Annotated in this window: 16 protein-coding genes; 10 read left to right on the forward strand and 6 right to left on the reverse strand. The window is 65.4% G+C overall.

Annotation, left to right across the window (positions count from 1 at the left end):
• Positions 1-39: 39 nt before the first annotated feature.
• The 6 genes from AC1DYU_RS11390 (at position 40) to AC1DYU_RS11415 (ending at position 9,501) form a co-directional block, all read left to right on the forward strand.
• Positions 40-2,724 carry an ATP-binding protein gene (locus AC1DYU_RS11390; RefSeq protein ID WP_476791693.1) on the forward strand — a complete coding sequence of 895 codons (2,685 nt, stop codon included), beginning with the start codon at positions 40-42 and terminating at the stop codon, positions 2,722-2,724.
• Between the two features lie 244 nt (positions 2,725-2,968).
• On the forward strand, positions 2,969-4,549 hold the full coding sequence (locus tag AC1DYU_RS11395; protein ID WP_476791694.1) for an ABC transporter substrate-binding protein: 1,581 nt from the start codon (positions 2,969-2,971) through the stop codon (positions 4,547-4,549).
• 11 nt (positions 4,550-4,560) lie between these two features.
• Positions 4,561-6,075, forward strand: a complete 1,515-nt coding sequence (locus AC1DYU_RS11400) for a M81 family metallopeptidase (RefSeq protein WP_476791695.1) — start codon at positions 4,561-4,563, stop codon at positions 6,073-6,075.
• Positions 6,076-6,149: 74 nt separating this feature from the next.
• The gene (locus AC1DYU_RS11405) at positions 6,150-7,694 is read left to right on the forward strand and encodes a cation:proton antiporter (RefSeq protein WP_476791696.1); all 1,545 of its coding nucleotides are present in this window, start codon (positions 6,150-6,152) and stop codon (positions 7,692-7,694) included.
• Positions 7,691-9,031: a flavin monoamine oxidase family protein gene (locus tag AC1DYU_RS11410; protein ID WP_476791697.1), complete on the forward strand. Its 1,341-nt coding sequence runs from the start codon at positions 7,691-7,693 to the stop codon at positions 9,029-9,031. Before AC1DYU_RS11405 ends, AC1DYU_RS11410 begins: the two co-directional genes overlap by 4 nt.
• Positions 8,998-9,501, forward strand: coding sequence for an MgtC/SapB family protein (locus tag AC1DYU_RS11415; RefSeq protein WP_476791698.1), 504 nt, complete (start codon positions 8,998-9,000; stop codon positions 9,499-9,501). Before AC1DYU_RS11410 ends, AC1DYU_RS11415 begins: the two co-directional genes overlap by 34 nt.
• 22 nt (positions 9,502-9,523) lie before the next feature.
• Here AC1DYU_RS11415 and AC1DYU_RS11420 read toward each other — a convergent pair whose 3' ends face one another.
• The 3 genes from AC1DYU_RS11420 to AC1DYU_RS11430 form a co-directional block, all read right to left on the reverse strand.
• The gene (locus AC1DYU_RS11420) at positions 9,524-9,976 is read right to left on the reverse strand and encodes a DUF1810 domain-containing protein (protein ID WP_476791755.1); all 453 of its coding nucleotides are present in this window, start codon (positions 9,974-9,976) and stop codon (positions 9,524-9,526) included.
• 55 nt (positions 9,977-10,031) lie between these two features.
• The gene (locus AC1DYU_RS11425) at positions 10,032-10,271 is read right to left on the reverse strand and encodes a DUF2171 domain-containing protein (protein WP_158486462.1); all 240 of its coding nucleotides are present in this window, start codon (positions 10,269-10,271) and stop codon (positions 10,032-10,034) included.
• 94 nt (positions 10,272-10,365) lie between these two features.
• Positions 10,366-10,581, reverse strand: coding sequence for a hypothetical protein (locus AC1DYU_RS11430; protein WP_476791699.1), 216 nt, complete (start codon positions 10,579-10,581; stop codon positions 10,366-10,368).
• Between the two features lie 347 nt (positions 10,582-10,928).
• Between AC1DYU_RS11430 and AC1DYU_RS11435 the strand changes: the two genes are divergently transcribed.
• Both AC1DYU_RS11435 and fdhF read left to right on the forward strand, forming a co-directional pair.
• Positions 10,929-12,647 carry an NADH-ubiquinone oxidoreductase-F iron-sulfur binding region domain-containing protein gene (locus tag AC1DYU_RS11435; RefSeq protein ID WP_476791700.1) on the forward strand — a complete coding sequence of 573 codons (1,719 nt, stop codon included), beginning with the start codon at positions 10,929-10,931 and terminating at the stop codon, positions 12,645-12,647.
• Positions 12,644-15,418: a formate dehydrogenase subunit alpha gene (fdhF, locus tag AC1DYU_RS11440; protein ID WP_476791701.1), complete on the forward strand. Its 2,775-nt coding sequence runs from the start codon at positions 12,644-12,646 to the stop codon at positions 15,416-15,418. Before AC1DYU_RS11435 ends, fdhF begins: the two co-directional genes overlap by 4 nt.
• 313 nt (positions 15,419-15,731) lie before the next feature.
• On the opposite strand, the gene AC1DYU_RS11445 is transcribed toward fdhF, so the two are convergent.
• From AC1DYU_RS11445 to pdxR, 3 genes are all read right to left on the reverse strand, one after another.
• Positions 15,732-16,004: a hypothetical protein gene (locus AC1DYU_RS11445; protein ID WP_476791702.1), complete on the reverse strand. Its 273-nt coding sequence runs from the start codon at positions 16,002-16,004 to the stop codon at positions 15,732-15,734.
• Positions 16,005-16,144: 140 nt separating this feature from the next.
• On the reverse strand, positions 16,145-18,082 hold the full coding sequence (locus AC1DYU_RS11450; RefSeq protein ID WP_476791703.1) for a hybrid sensor histidine kinase/response regulator: 1,938 nt from the start codon (positions 18,080-18,082) through the stop codon (positions 16,145-16,147).
• A gap of 131 nt (positions 18,083-18,213) precedes the next feature.
• Complete coding sequence (pdxR, locus tag AC1DYU_RS11455; RefSeq protein WP_476791704.1) at positions 18,214-19,632, reverse strand: MocR-like pyridoxine biosynthesis transcription factor PdxR; 1,419 nt, start codon at positions 19,630-19,632, stop codon at positions 18,214-18,216.
• Between the two features lie 77 nt (positions 19,633-19,709).
• Here pdxR and AC1DYU_RS11460 point away from each other — a divergent pair, with 77 nt between their 5' ends.
• Together AC1DYU_RS11460 and AC1DYU_RS11465 are read left to right on the forward strand one after the other, a co-directional pair.
• Positions 19,710-20,336, forward strand: a complete 627-nt coding sequence (locus tag AC1DYU_RS11460; protein ID WP_476791705.1) for an FMN-binding negative transcriptional regulator — start codon at positions 19,710-19,712, stop codon at positions 20,334-20,336.
• A gap of 41 nt (positions 20,337-20,377) precedes the next feature.
• Positions 20,378-21,025, forward strand: coding sequence for a LysE family translocator (locus AC1DYU_RS11465; protein ID WP_158486455.1), 648 nt, complete (start codon positions 20,378-20,380; stop codon positions 21,023-21,025).
• Positions 21,026-21,154 lie beyond the last annotated feature (129 nt).

Raw genomic sequence — 21,154 nt, forward strand, 5'->3', positions numbered from 1 at the left:
TTTGCGTTTGAGAAAGCATAGACCGCCTATCGTGGCGTCATGTCGTTGCGTCCTCACCTCTCGATTCGCGTCCGGTTGATCCTGCTCGTCGTCGCATCGACTTTGCTGGCAAGCGGAATCCTGGTCGGCGTGTCCGTCTGGCGCGAGACGGAACGCTACGGCCAGTCACGGCGCGACGCCCTGCTCAGTACGGCGCAAGCGATCTCGGCGGCCGCGTCCCGCCCTGTCGCCGACACCGACTCCATCGCCGCCTATGAGGCGATCACTGCGATCGGCCGGATGAAGGGCATCACCTTCGCCGGCATCGAAACGAGCGACGGAAAGTCGTTGGCCGACATCGGCGCGACCGAACAACTCGCCGGCGATCTTGTCGTCCTGGGGCCGGATACGCGCTGGTCCCTGCCGGCGATCCTGCGAAGCCGATCGATGGAGGCGATCGTACCCATTATCCATGGCGGCGTGCAGGTCGGCAGCCTCCGCGTCATCGCCGACACGCAGGACCTGCCGGCGCTGATCAGGAGCGCGGTGGAAAGTACTTTGCTGACCGGCGCCATCGCGACCCTCTTCGCGGTGGCACTGGCGCTTCGCCTGCAGCGACGGATCACCGGGCCGCTGGGCGCGCTGACGCAGACCATGTCGCGCGTGCGCCGAGAGCACGACTACGCCATCACGCTCAAGGCCGAGTCCCGCGACGAGATCGGCGTGCTGGTCAACAGCTTCAACGGGATGATCGGCGACATCCGCGAGCGCGACCGCAGGCTCGCCGACCATCGTGACCGGCTGGAGCGCGAGGTCTCGGACCGAACGGCCGACTATCAGCGCGCCGCGCTTTCGGCCGACAAGGCAAACCAGGCGAAGTCGGATTTCCTGGCCACGATGAGCCATGAGATCAGGACGCCGATGAACGGCATCCTGGTCATGGCGGAGCTTCTGGCCGCCGCCGAACTGCCGAAGCGCGCGCGCCGGCAGGCCGAGGTCATCGCGCGTTCCGGCACCAGCCTGCTCGCCATCATCAACGACATCTTGGACATCTCGAAGATCGAGGCGGGCAAGCTCGAGGTCGAAGCCCTCGATATAGACCCGGAGGATTCGGTCGAGGCCGTCCTGCAATTGTTCAGCGACCGGGCTCGCTCCAAGGCGCTGGATCTCTGCGGCGCGATCGAAACCCCGCCGGGCCTGAACGTCCGGGCCGATCCGGTCCGCCTCGGACAGGTGCTGGGCAACCTCGTCAACAATGCGCTGAAGTTCACCGAGGCCGGAGGTGTCACTGTTCGTGTCGCGCGGGAAGGACAGGACCACCTGCGCTTTTCGGTCTCCGACACCGGGATCGGCATCGCAGCCGACAAGGTCGACACGATTTTCGAGTCCTTTTCGCAGGCTGACCAGTCGACGACACGCACCCATGGCGGCACCGGTCTGGGCCTCTCGATCGCGCGGCAACTGGTCGCCGCGATGGGCGGGACGCTGAGCGTCGAAAGCGAGATCGGCCGCGGCAGCAGCTTCTTCTTTGCCCTTCCGCTTGCGGTCTCGTCCCCGGCGATGGTGGCTGAGCCCGCTGTCGCCAACTCCGGCAAGACCGCTGTCATCGCCCTGCCCCAGCGCCAGACCGCGGCAATGCTCAAGCATGAACTGACCGCCACCGGCTTCACGGTCGAGGTGCTCGACGCTTCCCCGCCAATGGGCGCAGCCAAGGCCGATCTCGTCATCGCCTCGCCCGATCGCCTGGCTGCCTTCAGGGAATACGGTCACGCCGTCATCGTGCTGGCCGGCGCCGGCGAGGATGTCGATGGGTTGATCGAGGCCGGCGCGGACGATGTCCTGCCTTGGCCCGTGCAGCGTCGCGACGTCGCCACGCTTATCCAGTCGCTGCAGACGGATCGACCTTCGGGACAATCGTTGCGCCGCGCCGATGCCGGCCAGGCCGAGATCGCCCCGACTGCGCAGTTCCCGCAGATGCGTGTCCTCGTCGCCGATGACAGCGAGGTCAACCGCGAGGTCGCCGATGCCGCGCTGCGCCGGTTCGGCATCGTCGCGCGCTTCGTCAATGACGGCGTCCAGGCCGTCGCGGCGGCGGAGCGCGAGCCCTTCGATCTCATCCTGATGGATGGCAGCATGCCCGTGCTTGATGGCTTCGACGCTGCGCGCGCCATCAGGGCGCGCGAGGCCGAAACCGGCCGGCCGCGCGTCCCGATCGTCGCCCTGACCGCCCATGTCGTTGGTTCGGCCGCCAATGCCTGGCGCGAGGCGGGTATGGACGGTGTGGTCTACAAGCCCTTCACGCTGGCCCAGCTCGGCAGCACGATCGCGAGCTTCGCACCGGATTCGACGGCGCGGACGGTTGCGCCAGCGGTACCGGACTCGCCGACGGAGGAGAGCTATCTCGACGAAGCAGTGCTGCGCGACCTGATCGAGATGACCAACGGATCGCTGGAGACGGTCCGCCGGATCACCGACCTCTACAAGGTGACATCGCTCAAGGAGGTCGAACGCCTGGGATCGGCGACGCAATCGGGCGACAGCGACCTGATCGCGAAATGCGCCCATGCGCTGAAATCGATGAGCGCCAATCTCGGCGCAACCCGCGTCGCCTCTGCCGCAGCCGAGATGGAGCGCGCCGCCCGCGACGGTGTCGCGCCGGTCGGCGAAGATGCCTTCAGGAACCTCCACGACATCCTCCAGCAGACGCATTCGCGGCTGAATGACGCCATGGCGAAAGCGGCCTGATCTCTGGACGACGTCCAGCGCAAGGCGCGACCTGACAGGCCAGCGACGCCGACGGGCATGTCCTGTTGCGGGGGGTGTGCCGACATCTGCAACCGCTGGATGCCGTGCCGTTCGACGAGGCGTCCTTGTCGGCTGCCCCATGGCTTGCGCCCGTCAATTCCGCCGCTCTAGGATCAGCCGATAGACATCGCGGCGACGCTCCATCCGCGACCATTCCATCGGTTCGAACGGAAGGTTCCAGGGCATGAAGCGTCGAACATTTCTTGGCGTCGCGGCGGGTGCCGCCGTCTCCACCCTCGCAAAGCCCAGCGTCGCGCAGCCGGCGAAGGTGCTGAAATTCGTGCCCGAGGCGGATGTCGCGATCGTCGATCCGGTCTGGACAACGGCGACTGTGACGCGCAACCACGGCTATCTCGTCTTCGATACGCTTTACGGCCAGACCAGCGACTATCATTTCGAACCGCAGATGGTGGCCGGCCACACCGTCGAGGATGACGGCAAGCTCTGGCGGCTGACGCTGCGCGAGGGCTTGCGCTTCCATGACGGCGAGCCGGTGCGGGCGCAGGACGTCGTGCCGAGCGTCAAGCGCTTCGCCGCCCGCGATGCCTTCGGCCGCGCGCTGATGGATGCAACCGACGAGCTCTCGGCGGAATCCGACCGCGTCGTGAAATTCCGCCTGAAACGACCGTTCTCGCTGCTGCCGGCGGCGCTCGGCAAGACCGGAACCTCGATGCCCTGCATCATGCCGGAACGCTTCGCGGTGACCGACGCCAACAAGCAGGTGACGGAGATGGTCGGAAGCGGGCCGTTCCGCTTCAAGGCTGCCGAGCGCATTCCCGGCGCGCTGACGGTCTATGAGAAATTCGCCGGCTACGTTCCGCGTCCCAATGGCTCCGCCACCTTCACGGCCGGCCCCAAACACGTTCATTTCGACCGCGTCGAATGGCGCATCATGCCCGACCCGTCGACGGCAGCGAACGCGCTCAGCAACGGCGAAGTGGACTGGTGGCAAAATCCGACGCCGGACCTGCTGGGTGTCCTGAAGACCAAGGCCGGACTTAAGATCGAGGGCCTCGACCCGGCCGGCGGCATCGGCTGCCTGCGCTTCAACTGCCTGCATCCGCCTTTCGACAATGCGGCCATCCGCCGGGCCCTGCTCGGCGCCATCGACCAGACCGAATACATGACCGCGGTGGCCGGCGACGAGCGCTCGATGTGGAAGGACCATGTCGGCGTGTTCAGCCCCGACACGCCGCTGGCAACCACAGTCGGGACCGATGTCCTGGTCGGCAAGCGGGATTTCGAGAAGGTCAAGCGCGAGCTCGCGGCGGCCGGCTACAAGGGCGAGCGCGTGGTGATGCTCGACCCGACCGACTACCCCTCGACTCATGCGCTGGCGATGGTGGCGGCGGATGCGCTCAAGAAATGCGGCATGAATGTCGACCTGGTCTCGACCGACTGGGGCACCGTGGTTCAGCGCCGCGCCAGCCGGCAGCCCAACGACAAGGGCGGCTGGAACATCTTCTTCACCTATCTGAACGGCACCAACAATTTCGATCCGGCCAGCCAGCTCGGCATCCGCGGCAATGGCGACCAGGCCTGGTTCGGCTGGCCGACATCGCCGCGCCTGGAAGAGCTGCGGCTCGACTGGTTCGCCGCCAAGGATGTCGCCGCACAGAAGGCGATCTGCGCCGAGGTCCAGAAGCAGTTCTTCGTCGAGGTGCCCTATATTCCGCTTGGCGCCTATTACGAGAAGACGGCCTATCGCGGGCTCACCGGCCTGCGCAACGGCTTCGCGCAGTTCTACGACGTCAAGCCCGCATGATGCGCCAGACCATGCGTATCGCTGTTCTTCAATTCGCTCACGAGACCGTCACCTTCCTGCCCAACGACACCACGCGGGAGGACTTCATCTATCCGGGCTCGCCGGCCAGCGGCGAGGCGCTGCTGGCGACCGACCCGAAGGGCTATATGGGCGGCTTCGTGCAGGTTGCGCGCGAATATGACGATGTCGAGCTGATTGGCATCACCTCGCCGCTCTGGCCCAAGACCGGCACGGGATCGGGCTGGATCACCGAGGATGCCTATGAGCATTTCCTCGGGATCATTATTGCGGAGCTGAAGGCACAACCGAAGCTCGACGGCGTCTATCTCGCGCTTCATGGGGCACTGGCGGTGCGCGGCGTGGCGCGCCCCGAGGCCGATATCGCGCGGCGCGTCCGCGAGGTCGTCGGCAAGGATGTCGTCCTCTCGGCAACTTTCGATCCGCATGGCAACGAGGACGAAGCCTTCCTTGGCCAGGCCGAGATGGCGTTCTGCGTGAAGTATTTCCCGCATTACGACATGCATCTGCAGGGCGAACGCGCGGCGCGCATGCTGGTCCGGGCGATCCGCGGCAGCTTCAAGCCGGTGCACCGGACGCTGCGCATTCCGATTATCGCGCCGACGGTGGTGATGTGGACAGGCGCCTCGCCCTGGTCCGACCTGATCCAGCGGGCGCTGGTCTGGGAGGCCCGCGAGCCCGACGTCTTCGTCAATGTCTTCTTCGGCTTTCCCTGGTCGGACGTGCCGGATGCCGGCATGGGCCTCCAGGTGATCACCAACAACGATCCGGATCTTGCCGACCGGGTGATGCGCGACATGGCGGAATGGGTCTGGCGGCGGCGCGAAGCGCTGCTCAACACCGTCAAGATCCATCCGATGAAAGATGGCGTCGCGCTGGCGCGCGAGGCCGTGAGCGCCGGCAAGGCGCCGGTGCTGCTCGCCGACTACAGCGACCGCTCGGGCTACGCGACCTGGCTGCTGCAGGAGATCATCGCGCAGAAGCTCGAACGCACCCTGATCGCCACCATCGCCTCGCCCGATATCATTCGCTCGCTTCTGGCGGCCGGCGCCAAAGCGGGCGATGGCTTCGATGCCGCGATCGGCGGCCTGTTCGATGAATCCGCCGGCGACGCCGTCCGCATCTCCGGCACGATCCGCTCGGTCAGCGGCGCCAGGACGACCCATGGCACGAGCAGCGAATGGATCTGCGTGAGCTTCGGCCAGGGTAATGTGCTGGTGCTCAGTCCCAATCTCGTCCAGATCATCGAGCCCTCGGAACTCTGGCAGGTCGGCCTCAAGCCCGACGAGTTCGATGTGATCGCCATCAAGTCGCGCGCCCATTTCCGCCGCGGCTTCGACGACAGCGGCTTTGCGCCGACGATCCTGCTGGTCGAGCCGCCGCAGCCCTTCATGGGCACGGTCCATCTCGAAGCGCTGCCCTACGAGAACCTGACGCTGACAGACTACTACCCCTACGGCGATCCGAGTTTTCCGCCGGCGGCGTGGAAGCGAACCCAGGGTGGCTGACACCGCCGGACGATGACGGGCGCTGCTGGCAGGGCGGTCGACATGTCTTGTTTCGTGGCGCAAAATTCGGCTCGATGATTTTCTTCGAGTCCATCCTCGTCATCATGCTGGGAGCCGTCATGCTCGCCGCGGCGTCGCGGCGCGCGGGCATTCCCTACCCCGTGGTGCTCGCCGTCGGCGGGACCGCCCTGGCCTTTGTTCCCGACGCGCCGCAGCTCTCGCTCGACCCCGAACTCGTTCTGGCGTTGTTCGTGGCGCCGATCCTGCTCGACGCGGCCTTCGACACCTCGCCGCGGGATCTGCGGAAGAACTGGCTGCCCGTCGGCGGGCTGGTCTTCGTCGCCGTCGTCGCGACGACGGTAAGCGTCGCGGTCGTCACACGCTGGTTCGTGCCGGACCTGCCCTGGGCGGCAGCGATCGCGCTGGGAGCGATCGTGGCGCCGCCTGACGCCGTGGCCGCGACCGCGATCCTGCGGCGCCTGCGCCCACCGCACCGCCTGCTGGTCATCCTCGAAGGCGAGAGCCTGCTCAACGACGCAACCGCACTGCTGATCTACCGGCTCGCGGTCGGGGCTGTGGCGGCCGGAACCTTCAGCGCCGCCGATGTGCTGCCGGTCTTTGCACTGGTGGTCGTCGGAAGCGTCGTCCTTGGCGGCACCCTGGCCTGGCTGGGCGTCCGGCTGCTCGGCCTGTTCCGTGACCAGTCGAGCGCCATCATCCTCCAGTTCATCACGACATTCGGCGTCTGGATCCTGGCCGAAGCACTGCATCTGTCGGGCATCATCACGATCGTGGTCTATGGCATCGTGATTGCGCGTTGGGCACCTGCACGGACAAGCGCGCGGCTGCGCATCCCATCCTATGCCGTCTGGGAAACCACCGTCTTCGTCCTCCAGGTGCTGGCCTTCGTGCTGGTCGGCCTTCAGCTTCGACCGATTCTGGCTGGCCTCAGCAATGCGCAGCGCGTCGACTATGGTTGGATCGCGCTCGCCGTTCTCGCGACGGTGATCCTCGTCCGCCTGGTCTGGGTCATGGGCTACAACGCCGTTGCACGCAGCTACCACCGGACGCGAGGAGAGGCCGAAACAGGCAAGCAAGGGCTGGCACCGACGATCAAGGGCGGCCTGATCATCTCGTGGTGCGGCATGCGCGGCATCGTCACGCTGGCGGCAGGCTATGCGCTCCCGGCCGACTTCCCGTATCGCGACCTTATCCTCGTCTGCGCCTTCACCGTCGTCGTGGGTACGCTGCTGGTGCAGGGCCTGACGCTGCCGGCGCTCCTGAAATACCTCGCCCTGCAGGATGACCGGCCTGTCGAGCGCGAACTCGCCATCGCGCGCAAGGCCGCCCTCGAAGCGGCATTGGCCTCGATCGATGGCGAGCCGTCGAGCGTCGCCGACGCCATCCGGCGGGAATATCACGACATGCTCGATCAGGCCGATGGCGACGCGAGGCTTGATACCGCGCACAACGAACTCAGGCGCGGTGCCGTCGCTGCGGCGCGGACCGTGGCGCTCGATCTGCGCAGACGCGGCATCATCGGTGACGACGCCTTTCATCGGCTCGAAGAAGAGCTCGACTGGCTGGAACTGAGCGCGGCACCGCGGGAGCTCGGATGACCGAGCCGATCGATGTCGCCATCATCGGGGCCGGCGCGGCCGGCATCGCCGCCGGACGCCGGCTCATGGCGGCAGGCCTTTCAATCTTGCTGATCGAGGCGAGCGAACGGATCGGCGGACGGGCCTGGACGCTCAACCATGACGGAATGCCGCTCGATCTCGGCTGCGGCTGGCTGCATTCGGGCGATCGCAACCCATGGTCCGAGCTCGCACCATCGCTGGGGTTCACCGTCGATCGCACGCCGCCGCCGTGGGGGCATCAGTTCCGGGGGCTGCGCTTTCCGCAACAGGAGCAGCGTGAGGCCCAGGCGGCCTATGCGGCGTTCGAGGCGCGCCTTCGCTCCATAGCGCCGGAAACCGATCGCGCTGCCGACCTGCTCGAGAGCGGCAATCTCTGGAACGGCTATCTCGAGGCGATGAGCGGATACATCAACGGAGCCGAGCTCGAGCAGCTCTCGGTGCGCGATTACCTGGCCTATGCCGACGCCGACACCGGGGTGAACTGGCGGATCGTGCAAGGCTATGGCGCGCTGGTCGCGGCGGCCGCGGAGGGCTTGCCGATCAGGCTCGACACGCCGGTCACGGCGATCGATGCCGATGCTCGCCATCTGAAGATCCTCGCAGCGTCCGGCACGATCGAGGCGCATACCGCGATCGTCACGCTGCCGACGGATGTCCTGGCGTCGGGCGCGCTTCGCCTGCCGGCGCCTGCCCATGACCGGATCGATGCTGCCGGAACGCTGCCGCTCGGGCTGGCCGACAAGATCGTCTTCGCGCTCGACCGCATCGACGGCTTCGAACCGGACACGCAGGTGCTTGGATGCCCCGGACAGGCGCGGACGGGCAGTTACCATCTGCGGCCCTTCGGCCGCCCGCTGATCGAGGGCTTTTTCGGCGGTGCCACGGCGCGCGAACTGGAACAGGGCGGCGAACAGGCCATGGCCACGCTCGCGCTCGATGAGCTTGCCGGATTGTTCGGCGCCGGGATCAGACGACGGCTGAAGCCGATCGCGCAGTCGCGTTGGGGCCGCCAACCCTTCGTGCGGGGCTCATACAGCCACGCCCTGCCCGGCCATGCGGCGGCCCGGATCGTCCTTGCCGCGCCCTTCGACGATCGCCTGTTCTTTGGGGGCGAAGCCTGCTCGCCGCAGGATTTCTCGACCGCGCATGGCGCCTATACCACCGGGCTTGCGGCGGCCGAGGCGGTCCTCGAGCGCCGGTTTCGCCTTGGCGGGCGCACGCAACCAACGGGTCTCCCGCTCGTTGAAGCACCGAGACCGAGGGGCGCGAGAGGCGCAAAGCCGTGGACATATCCGTCTGGGACGAACTCGACCTGATCCTGCGCCTGTTCGCCGGCATGGCTGCGGGCGTCGCCGTGGGATGGGAACGAACCCTCAAGCAACAGACCGCCGGCATCCGCACCTTCGGGCTCGTCGGATTGGGCACGGCGACGGCCACGGCCATCTTCACCGGCGAAGGCGAGACCGATGCGGCCAGCCGTGTCGTACAGGGCGTTCTCACCGGCATCGGTTTTTTAGGCGCTGGCGTCATCACGCTTTCCAAGTCGGAGCGGACCCAGTCGGGGCACACGCCGCGCGGCCTGACCACGGCTACGGCCATCTGGGTCACGGCCGCCCTGGGCTGCGCCGCCGGGCGCGGCGACTGGCCGATCGTGCTGACGGCGACGGCGCTTGTGGTCGTGCTGCTCGCGATCGATCATTCCTTCGAGCGGTGGGCCGGGCGGCGCGACGCGGCTGCAAACGCGGCCAGGCGCGTATCCGATCCGACCGATGTCCGCGCTGATTGAGAGCGCCAACCGAGCGCCCCGGTCATCCGGTGACGCCTGCATCGTTCTCGCGCAGCAGTGCCAGCGTGGCGCCGTCGCGCTCGCCTCCACAGAACCGCTCCAACGCATTCGCGCAAAATGCTGCGGCATCGGGCGAAGCCGTTGCGAAAAGCGTCATGGACGAGCGGAATTTCAGGTCGTCGGGCGAGCCGAAGATGGCCGCGAGCGAACGCCCCGGTATGTCCAGAACCGCCTGCGTCGCGCTTTCGAGGCGAGTGCCGAGCAAGGGATGGGCGAGATAGGCTTGCGCTTCCCCGATCGAGGCGATGCCGAAATGGTGTGCCGTCGGCGAGTGCCCGAGACCCCGCAATTGCGGAAAGATGAACCACATCCAGTGGGTCTGTTTCCTGCCGGCCCGAAGCTCCGCCATGGCGATGTCGTAGACCCCGGCCTGGGCCTGCACGAACCGGTTCAGGTCGAATGGGTCTGCGCCAATCATCTGCGACGCTCCAGCCTGCTCCTGCGCATCGTTTCGGCCTGGCATGAGGGGCTTAGTCGCTCTCGTCGGACCAGCGTTCCCGCGCTTCAGCTGCCGGAACCAGAAGCTTGATCGTCTCGCCTTCGATTCCCACCACGAGGGCGATGTCCAGGAAGTGATGCTCACCGCCGGAGGCGGGATCATCCTTCTTCAGCTTGAGCAACTGGCCTGCCAGCGCATCGACCGTCCCGACATGTTCCCCATCCGAGCCGACCACCGTCATGCCCTCGCGGATCTGCTCGACGAACATCATGTTGCCCTCCCTTGGATGCGATCGCAGTCACAATCGGAACGACCGCCGCCGCCGGTTGGTTCCGAACGGCCCGTGCATGTTGCGGCTGGAGAATTCATGCGTCTTCGCGCGACACGGCCCGGGCCTCCCGCGCGATAGCACAGAGCTGCCGGGCCAGCGCCCGCCCGATCAGCTGTCTTTGATTGTAGCCTTCGCGTCCGAGCTGACGCCGGATGTCTTCGATGCCGGCGCAGCGGCCTTCCCGGGCAATCTCGAAGGCACGTTCCAGCGCGGTCTTTTGGGCATTCAAGGGATTCATCATCACGCGCATCACCAGCGCTCCTTCCTCGTATCGAACCCCTGCCGCTCGTCCACCGACGACGATGAACAGATACGATCGATTCAGGAGAGGCTGGCTTCAATGTCATTTGATGTGGAGGTGGCGGCTTGGATGGAAAGCGTGCGGGGGACGGGCGACGTGCTGGCGAACCGGTGTCGCACCTCTGCCCGGAGTTGATCGAGCTGCTCCGCCGGCCCTCCGTCTCTATACTGGTATTATGCATACCAGAGGTTGGCAGCTTAGAATCTTTTCGATAACGTCTGCTTCCACAAGCGACCGGATCAACGGCGCGGGCGAAGGAGCCGCATGGCTTCGACAGCGGAGGGATTGGCCGGCCTATGAGTGCGCACGAGCATCACAACCATAATGTCCAGGCCTTCGAGCATCCGGGACTGGGCCGCAAGCGCGCCAAATCCACGCCGAAGGGCCGGCAGGTCGATCCTCACGCCCTGTTCGAGATCGAGGCCCTGCTGGGCGAACGCTCGCGCCAGCGCGACCTCCTGATCGAGCATCTTCACTTGATCCAGGATCGCTATCACCAGATCTCGGCCGCGCATCTGGCGGCGCTGGCCGATGTGATGAAGCTGTCCTTCGCCGAAGTCTTCGAGACCGCGACCTTCTACGCCCATTTCGACATCGTGAAGGAGGGCGAGCCGTCGATTCCGCCTCTGACCGTGCGCGTCTGCGACAGCCTGACCTGCGCGATGCACCGTTCGCAGGAACTGCATGACAGCCTGGTGTCGAAGGTCGGGCCCGGCGTACGCGTGGTCAGGGCGCCGTGCGTCGGCCTCTGCGACCGCGCCCCCGTCGCGGAAGTCGGCCATCATTTCTTGCATGAGGCGACGCCGGACAAGGTTCTGGCTGCGATCACGGCCGACGACACCCATGTCCACATGACCGACTATGTCGATTACGACGCCTACCGCGCCGGTGGCGGCTATGCGCTGCTGGAGAGCCTGCGTTCCGGAGAGCGCAGCGTCGAATCGATCCTGGCCGTGCTCGACGATTCCGGCCTTCGCGGACTGGGCGGCGCCGGCTTCCCCACGGGTCGCAAATGGCGCGCGGTACGTGGCGAGCCCGGGCCGCGCATGATGGCGATCAACGGTGACGAAGGCGAGCCCGGCACCTTCAAGGACCGGCATTACCTCAATACCGATCCGCACCGCTTCCTCGAGGGTACGCTGATCGGCGCCCATGTCGTCGAGGCCAGCGACGTCTATATTTATCTGCGCGACGAATATCCGCTGGCGCGCGAAATCCTGACGCGCGAGATCGCCAAGCTGCCGCCGGGCGGCCCGACGATCCATATGCGCCGCGGCGCCGGCGCCTATATCTGCGGCGAGGAATCCTCACTGCTGGAAAGCCTCGAAGGCAAGCGCGGGCTGCCGCGCCACAAGCCGCCCTATCCGTTCCAGGTCGGCCTGTTCGGCCTGCCCACGCTGATCAACAATGTCGAGACGGTCTACTGGATCCGCGACATCGTCGAGAAGGGCAATGGCTGGTGGAATTCGCATGGCCGCAACGGCCGTATCGGCCTGCGCAGCTATTCGGTTTCCGGCCGCGTCAAGAATCCCGGCGTGAAGCTGGCGCCGGCCGGCGTCACCATTCGCGAGCTGATCGAAGAATTCTGCGGCGGCATGCAGGACGGCCACCGCTTCCACGCCTATCTGCCGGGCGGCGCTTCGGGCGGCATTCTGCCTGCGTCGATGGACGACATTCCGCTCGATTTCGGCACGCTCGAAAAGCATGGCTGCTTCATCGGCTCGGCTGCGGTCGTCGTCCTCTCCGATCATGACGACATGCGCGGCGCGGCACTGAACCTGATGCGCTTCTTCGAGGACGAGAGCTGCGGGCAATGCACGCCCTGCCGTGTCGGCACGCAGAAGGCGGTGATGCTGATGCAGCGCCCGATCTGGAACCAGGAGCTGCTCGGCGAGCTGTCGCAGGCGATGCGCGATGCCTCCATCTGTGGCCTCGGCCAGGCTGCAGCCAACCCGCTGACCTGCGTGATGCGTTACTTCCCCGAGGAATTCATGACGAAGGAAGCCGCGGAATGACCCTGGGCATCAGCTTCGAACTGAATGGCGAGCGCGTTGAAGCCAGCCATGGCGAGACGATCTGGCAGGTGGCGCAGCGGATGGGAACGACCATTCCGCATTTGTGCTACTCGCCCGAGCCCGATTATCGCGCCGACGGCAATTGCCGTGCCTGCATGGTCGAGATCGAAGGCGAGCGCGTTCTCGCCGCCTCCTGCATGCGCAAGCCGACGGTCGGCATGAAGGTACATACCGAGACCGAACGGGCCGACAAGGCCCGCAAGATGGTGATGGAACTGCTCGTCGCCGACCAGCCGGCGCGCGCGACATCGCATGATCCGACATCGAAGTTCTGGGGTTGGGCCGAAAAATCCGGGATCAGCGAGAGCCGCTTCCCGGCGGCCCAGCGCTGGCATTCCGATGTCAGCCACACCGCGATGAGCGTCAATCTCGACGCCTGCATCCAGTGCGGCCTGTGCGTTCGCGCCTGCCGCGAGGTCCAGGTCAACGACGTCATCGGCATGGCGTATCGCAGCGCCGGCTCCAAAGTCGTGTTCGATTTTGACGATCCGATGGGCAATTCGAGTTGCGTGGCCTGCGGCGAATGCGTCCAGGCCTGCCCGACCGGAGCCCTGATGCCATCCGCCTTCCTCGATGCCGACCAGACCCGCACGGTCTGGGCCGACAAGAAGGTTGATTCGCTCTGCCCCTATTGCGGGGTCGGCTGCCAGGTCACCTACAACGTCAAGGACGAGGCGATCATCTATGCCGAGGGCCGCGACGGGCCGGCCAACCACAACCGGCTCTGCGTCAAGGGCCGCTTCGGCTTCGACTACATCCACCATCCACACCGGCTGACCAAGCCGCTGGTGCGTCTGCCGAACATGCCGAAGGACGCTCGCGACCAAGTCGATCCCGCCAACCCCTGGACGCATTTCCGCGAGGCTTCGTGGGAAGAGGCGCTCGACGTCGCAGCGAAGGGCCTGACCCGGATCCGCGACGAGAAGGGCCGCAAGGCGCTCGCCGGCTTCGGCTCGGCCAAGGGCTCGAACGAGGAGGCCTATCTGTTCCAGAAGCTGGTGCGCACCGGCTTCGGCTCGAACAATGTCGACCATTGCACCAGGCTCTGCCACGCCTCCTCCGTCGCGGCGCTGATGGAGGGCGTCAATTCCGGTGCTGTTACGGCGCCGTTCGCGGCAGCCCTCGATGCCGAGCTCGTCATCGTCATCGGCGCCAACCCGACGGTGAACCATCCGGTCGCCGCGACCTTCATCAAGAATGCCACCAAGAAGGGTACCAAACTCGTCATCATGGACCCGCGCCGGCAGGCGCTGTCACGCCATGCCTGGCAGCATCTCGCCTTCAAGCCCGGCAGCGACGTCGCCATGCTCAATGCGATGCTGCACACCATCATCACCGAGGGGCTGACCGACGAGCAGTATATCGCCGGCTACACCGAGGGCTTTGAGCGGCTGAAGGAGAGCATCCAGGCCTTCCCTCCGGAGAAGATGGAAGCGGTCTGCGGCATCCCCGCCGAGACGCTGAAGGAGGTTGCCCGCGCCTATGCCCGCTCGCGCGCCTCGATCATCTTCTGGGGCATGGGCATCAGCCAGCACATCCACGGCACCGACAATGCCCGCTGCCTGATCGCGCTCGCCATGGTCACCGGTCAGATCGGCCGGCCCGGCACCGGGCTGCATCCGCTGCGCGGCCAGAACAACGTCCAGGGCGCCTCCGATGCCGGCCTGATCCCGATGGTCTATCCGGACTACCAGTCGGTCGAGAAAGCCGAGGTCCGCACCATCTTCGAGACGCTCTGGGGCCAGTCGCTCGACCCGCAGAAGGGCCTGACCGTCGTCGAGATCATGAACGCGATCCATGCCGGCGAGATCACCGGCATGTATATCGAGGGCGAGAATCCGGCGATGTCGGATCCGGACCTCAACCACGCTCGCGGCGCGCTGGCCAAGCTCGACCATCTCGTCGTCCAGGACCTGTTCCTGACCGAGACGGCCTTCCATGCCGATGTCGTGCTGCCGGCTTCGGCCTTCGCCGAGAAGGTCGGCACTTTCACCAACACCGATCGGCGCGTACAGATGGCGCGCCAGGTCGTGCGGCCGCCTGGTGAGGCGAAGCAGGATTGGTGGATCATTCAGGAGGTCGCGCGGCGCATGGGTTGCGACTGGACCTATGCCGGGCCAGCCGAGGTCTTTGCCGAAATGGCCCTGGTGATGCCGTCCTTCAACAATATCACTTGGGAGCGGTTGGAACGCGAGGGCGCGGTGACCTATCCGGTCGATGCGCTCGACGTCCCCGGCAACGAGATTATCTTTTCGCAGGGTTATCCGACCGAAAGCGGCCGGGCGAAGATCGTGCCGGCCAATATCGTGGCGCCGGACGAGGTGCCCGATGACGAGTACCCGATGGTGCTCTCCACGGGGCGCGTGCTGGAGCATTGGCATACCGGCTCGATGACCCGCCGCGCCGGCGTGCTCGACGATCTGGAGCCGGAAGCCGTCGCGCTGATGTCGCCGCGTGATCTCGGGCGGCTCGGCCTCGTGCCGGGCGGCTTTGTCCAGCTCGAGACACGCCGTGGCGCAATCGCCGTCAAGGTTCGCTCGGACCGCGACGTTCCCCAGAACATGATCTTCATGCCGTTCTGCTACGCCGAGGCCGCCGCCAATCTGCTGACAAACCCGGCGCTCGATCCGATGGGCAAGATTCCGGAGTTCAAGTTCTGCGCCGTCAGGGCGCGGCCGGTGGAGGAGTCGCTGAGTACGGCGGCCGAGTAGCTACGGTCCGGCCCAACGCCGTCAGCGTGCCAATCGCCCTCTCCGGCGGTTGGCTTCGACGGGCTGCCGAAAGCATCGGCGCGCGACGGACCGCTGCCCGTCTAAGACACCGACCGACGAACGAAAGCGGCTCCGCATCACTGCGGAGCCGCCTTCCGTCGGGAGCTGGTCAGCTCAACCTGAGGTGCCGCAGGTCCGACCCGGAAGGTCGGTCGCAAGCGACCTTGCTGACGTACTCCATATTCTGGTCGCCCGCCACAGAGTTGTCGTGGAGGGCATGCCGCAACCGACAGCTTGTGGAACGCGATCGACGTCAGCCGCCACTCCGTTGTGAAATCCGGCTGGCGAAGAGTTCGAGCAATTGCCGGACGGTCACGCATTTCTCCAGTTCGCCATCGCCGAGAATGTCCCTGTCGAACTCACGTTCGATGGCATTCCCGATCAAGACGAGGTCATCGGCAGACACCCCGATCTCGTCGAGCTGGGCGTGCGGTGCCAACTTGCTGCGATCGACCAAGCCTTCATCAGCGATAATCTGAAGAAGGCGATCGACGACACCGGCCTCTTCAACGCTGAGTTCAGCCATCCCCCGCCTCCTTCCCGTTCAAAACCTATGACATCGCACACCGCCGAGCGGGCGCGAGCAATGAACTCGTTGGTATGGCAATGGTTGCGTCGGCGATAAGCCGGAGCGTTATGTCCTGCTCGACCTTGATCGGTATCTTCTCAGGTACCCATGGGAACGTTTGCCCCGGTGGTCGCCTCGGAAATCGCCTTTTGAAGATCGGCTTGCCAAAAGGGCTTTCCGAGACGCCGAACACCGGGCGGAAGGCCGTTTGGCGTGTCGGCATAGCCCGTCGCAAGAATGATCGGGATATTGGGCCAGCGCGTGCTCACCTCGGCGATCAGTTGACCGCCGGTCATGTGAGGCATGGCGTGATCGGTAATGATCAGGTCGAATGGCTGACCGTCCTCAAGCTTCCTGAGAGCCTCGCGGCCCGAATTGGCTTCGACGACGGTGTGGCCCAGATCCTCCAGAAGGGCGACCGTGTTCATCAGGATGAGCGCGTCGTCGTCAACTGCCAGTATGGCCAGCGACGAGGCGGACGCCGCGACAGGCGAAGGCTGACCCTCAGTGCTGACGACGCTGGCCCCCGGCTCGCTCGTGCGCAGCCACAGCGTAGCGGTCGTGCCGTGGCCGACCTCGCTTTGCAGCGTCAGGCTCCCGCCAAGCTGCTCGGCCGTACCCAGGACCATGGGCAGGCCGAGCCCCGTACCCTTGCCCACTCCCTTCGTGGTGAAAAAGGGCTCGGAGGCTTTGGCCAGCGTTTCAGCATCCATTCCGGTTCCGGTGTCGGTCACGATAATCCGGACATAGCTGCCGGGAGCGAGCGCGGAGCGACTTTCTTCGGTCACCAGCGTGTTCTTGGCCGTGATCGTGATCTTACCCCCGTCGGGCATGGCGTCGCGTGCATTGACCGCGAGATTCAGGATGGCCAGCTCAAGCTGATTTGGATCGGCGAATGCCGGCTGGAGCCCCTTCGGGAACAGCGTCTCGAGTGCAATCGTGGGCCCGAGCGAACGGCTCAGAAGGTCGGCCATGCCGCCGACCAACTCGCATACGTTCACCGGGCTCGGTTGCAGTTCCTGTTTTCTGGCGAATGCGAGCATGCGCTGGGTCAGCGAAACCCCGCGTGTCGCTCCTTTCAGCGCGTTGCCGATCAATCCGAGCAGGCGTTCGTCCGTCACCTGTTTGCGCAGAAGCTCCAGGCTGCCGATCACGGTGTTGAGCAGATTGTTGAAATCATGAGCGATGCCGCCCGTGAGCTGGCCCAGGGATTCCATCTTCTGCGACTGGTAAAGCGCCTCGCGAGCCGCCTGGAGTGCCTCGTCCGAGCGCCGGCGCTCGGTCATGTCGCGGGTAATCTTGGCGAAACCGATCACGTGCCCCTGATCATCATGGATGGGGTCGATGACAACGCTGGCCCAGAACTTCTCACCGCTCTTGCGAAGCCGCCAGCCTTCGATCTGGAACCCGCCGGCGCGGGCGCTGGCCAAAGCCCGCTCGCAGTCGCCCCGTGCCCGGTCTTCTTCGGTGTAGAAGATCGAAAAATGACGGCCGATGATCTCCTCTGGCCGATATCCTTTGATCCGCTGCGCACCCGCATTCCAATTGGTGACGATGCCGTTCTGATCGAGCATGTAGATGGCGTAATCGGTGACACCCTGCACCAGCAGTCGAAACGACTGCTCGCTTCGCCGCAACGCCTCCTCCTGCCGTTTGCGCTCGGTCAGGTCGCGGGTGATTTTCGCGTAGCCCAAAGCCTTGCCGCTTGTGGGGTGAATGATCGGATCGATGATGACGTGAGCCCAGAACCGCGTTCCGTCCTTGCGGACGCGCCAGCCTTCATTCTCGAAGCGCCCCTCGCGGCTGGCGATCTCCAGCGCCCGTGCCGGCAGCCCCGCAGCTTGATCTTCTGCGGTGTAAAAACGCGAAAAGTGCCGCCCGATGATTTCGTGGTCCTGATAACCCTTGAAGCGTCGCGCGCCAGGGTTCCAGCTTGAAACAAATCCCGAGGGGTCGAGCATGTAGATGGCGTAGTCGGTGACCGATTCGACCAGCAGCCGATACCTGTCGTCGGCCAAATTGTTCTCAGACGTCATATCCCCGGATACCCCCATGCCCCGCAACCAGGGAGCAACTCAAGCGAACCCAGCAATCGGCCTTTTGTTCCCGTGAGGCTGGAGCTTTGCGCAGGTTCCGCCACCGTCGGGGATGCCGGTTTACAGTTGGCTCAAGCCGGGTTCAGGACGGTCGCCAGCATCGAAACGCCACGACGTATCATGTCGGTGTCGAGCGCAGCGTAGCCGATAACAAATCCTGCCGTGCCAGGCTTGGATATCTTCGGATCATACAGCGACGACACCGGATAGAGGCCAAGCCCGACCGAGCGTGCCGCTTCGACGATCTCGCCCTCGCGAGACGCATCGACGCCGTTGATCCAGATAACGATATGGAGCCCCGTTTCAGCGCCCTCGATCGACACCGCCGGTCCGCATTCCGCCGACAGGGCCTGGAGCAACACGGCGCGCCGCTCGGCGTTCTTCCGGCGAATGCTGCGAACATGGCGTTCGTAGGCGCCGCTGAGGAGCAGAGCGGCCAGCGCTTCCTGCTCCAGCAGCGGGGTGTGCCGGTCCGTCAGCCGCTTGGCCTCGTTGAACACCCCAACCAATCCGGCGGGAAGAACGAGATAGCCCAGTCGCAGGGTGGGCGAGAGCGTCTTTGAGAAGGTGCCGACATAGATCACCGCCTGCGGATCGAGCGTTTGTAGCGGCGGGATCGGCGAAATGTCGTGCCGATATTCGCCGTCGTAGTCGTCCTCGACGATGCAGGCGCCTGAAGCGGTAGCCCAGGCGAGGAGCGCACGTCGGCGCGAGGCGGAGAGAACCCCGCCGAGCGGAAACTGGTGCGAGGGCGTGACATAGACGAGACGCCCCGATGGCAGTTCGTCGGTGCATATGCCCTCGGCATCGACGGGAACAGGAACCGCAACGCCGCCGGCGGCGGCGAAGGCATGACGTGCTAGCACGTATCCCGGGTTCTCGATCAAGAAAGCATCGCCGGGATCGAGCAGCAGCCGGGCGCACAGGTCGAGCCCCTGCTGCGAGCCATTGACGACGACGATGTCGTCCGGCGAGCAGCCGATGCCACGAGCCCGCCAGAGATAGCCTTGCAGTGCCGAGCGCAGATCGGAAGCGCCCTGGGGATCGCCATAGCGCAGCCGCGCGCTTCGTCGAAGGCTGACCGCGTTCAGCGCTCGCCGCCAAGCCAGCACTGGAAAATCATCACCGGCCAGGTCTCCGTAGCGGAAGTCCGCGACCTTGACCGCTTGAGGCGGTGTCGCCGGCGGCAAGCTGAGCAGGCGTTGGGCGAAGCCCGAGAGATGTCGTGCCGCCGCCTTTGGGGCGAGCGTCAGTTTCGGCTCGGTCACGAGGCCCTGGGCCACGACCGGACGGGCTCCGGCCCGCGTGACCAGATATCCCTCGGCGATCAGCTGACCATAGGCCGCCGTCACGGTGGTGCGGGACGCTCCCCACTCGGCCGCGAAGGTCCGCGACGAGGGCAGCCGATCGCCCGGTTGATAGGCGCCGCTGTGGATCTGGTTCTTGATCGCCGCGATGATCCTGCGTCCGACGCCTTCCAACTGGACCACTTCAATCCCTCACAACTGGCTATTCCCGGCAGGCCAGAATGGCTGCATCTGTCCAGACAACGCAAGGGAGTTCCAAGATGTACACGCCTCCAGCCTTCCGTGACGACGACAGGGACAGCATCCGGGCAACCATCCGTGCAGCCCGTCTCGCCACCTTCATCACCGCCACGGCGGACGGCATATTGGCGACGCCGCTGCCGCTCTACCTCGACGAGACCGAGGGTGAGCATGGCGTCCTGTACGGCCATCTCGCCAGGGCCAACCCTCAAGGCAGGACAGCGGCGATCGGCGACGGGTTGGCGATCTTCATGGGGCCGGACGCCTACATCACGCCGTCATGGTACGCGACTAAGCAGGAGACCGGGAAGGTCGTTCCGACGTGGAACTATATCGGGGTCCACGCTTATGGCCCGGTCGAATTCTTTGATGATCCGGCCAGGTTGCTGGAGGCCGTGACGCGGCTGACCAACATCCATGAGGGCGAGCGCGCGGTGCCCTGGGGCGTATCCGACGCCCCTCCCGATTTCATCCAGGCGCAGCTGCGCGGGATCATCGGCATCCGCATGCCGATCACGCGGCTGGAGGGCAAGCGCAAGATGAGCCAGAATCGCAGCCTGGCCGATCGGACCCAGGTTGCCGCCGGCCTGGCCGAAAGCGCCCGGCCATCGGAACGCGAGGCAGCTGCACTGGTCCCGGTCGCCTGACGCCACGCTCCAGCAACCATCCCATTCACTGGTAAAATCCCATGCCCGATCTCGCGCAATTCGCTCTCTATGTCGGCGCAGCTTTCCTGCTCGCGATCACGCCCGGTCCCGGCATTTTCTACGTAGCAGCCCGAACGCTCGCCGGCGGCCGCGCTGAAGGCATCGCGTCCAGCTTCGGCACCGGACTGGGCGGCATGGTCCATGTCCTTGCCGGCAGCGTCGGCGTGTCTGCGATCGTGCTCGCGAGCGCGGAGTTGTTCACCGCGCTCAAATTTGTCGGGGCAGCCTATCTCGTCTGGCTCGGCTTCCGCACCTTCCAGGCTGCACGCCGGGACGCGGCGAACGTCCTCAGCGGTGGCGCGGCCGAGCCGCCCATCGGACCTCGGAAGGCGTTCCGTGAGGGCGTCGTCGTCGAGGCGCTCAACCCTAAAACCGCGGCTTTCTTCCTCGCCTTCATCCCCCAGTTCGTCGACACGACGGGAAGCGTGGCGCTGCAATTCCTGATTCTGGGCTTCATCTCCGTCGTCCTCAACACCCTGGCCGACGTCGTGGTCGCCTTTGCGGCCAGCGGTATCCGTGAAGGTGCGGTTGCCCGCCCCGGGCTGGTCAAGCGCCTCCGCGAGGCTTCGGGCGGCGCAATGATCGCATTGGGTGTCGGCCTGGCTTTGGCCAAGCGGCCATCCGCCTAGGAGGCAGGACGCCCGCGATGTCCACAGCAAAATAAAAATGCCCCAAGCGCGACAAGCTCATACTAAACATCCTCTTGTCGAGCCTATCGACAGCTTTGTAATTTAATTCTTAAACTTAACTTAACCATG

The sequence above is a fragment of the Allobosea sp. P2_B12 genome (assembly GCF_056404835.1).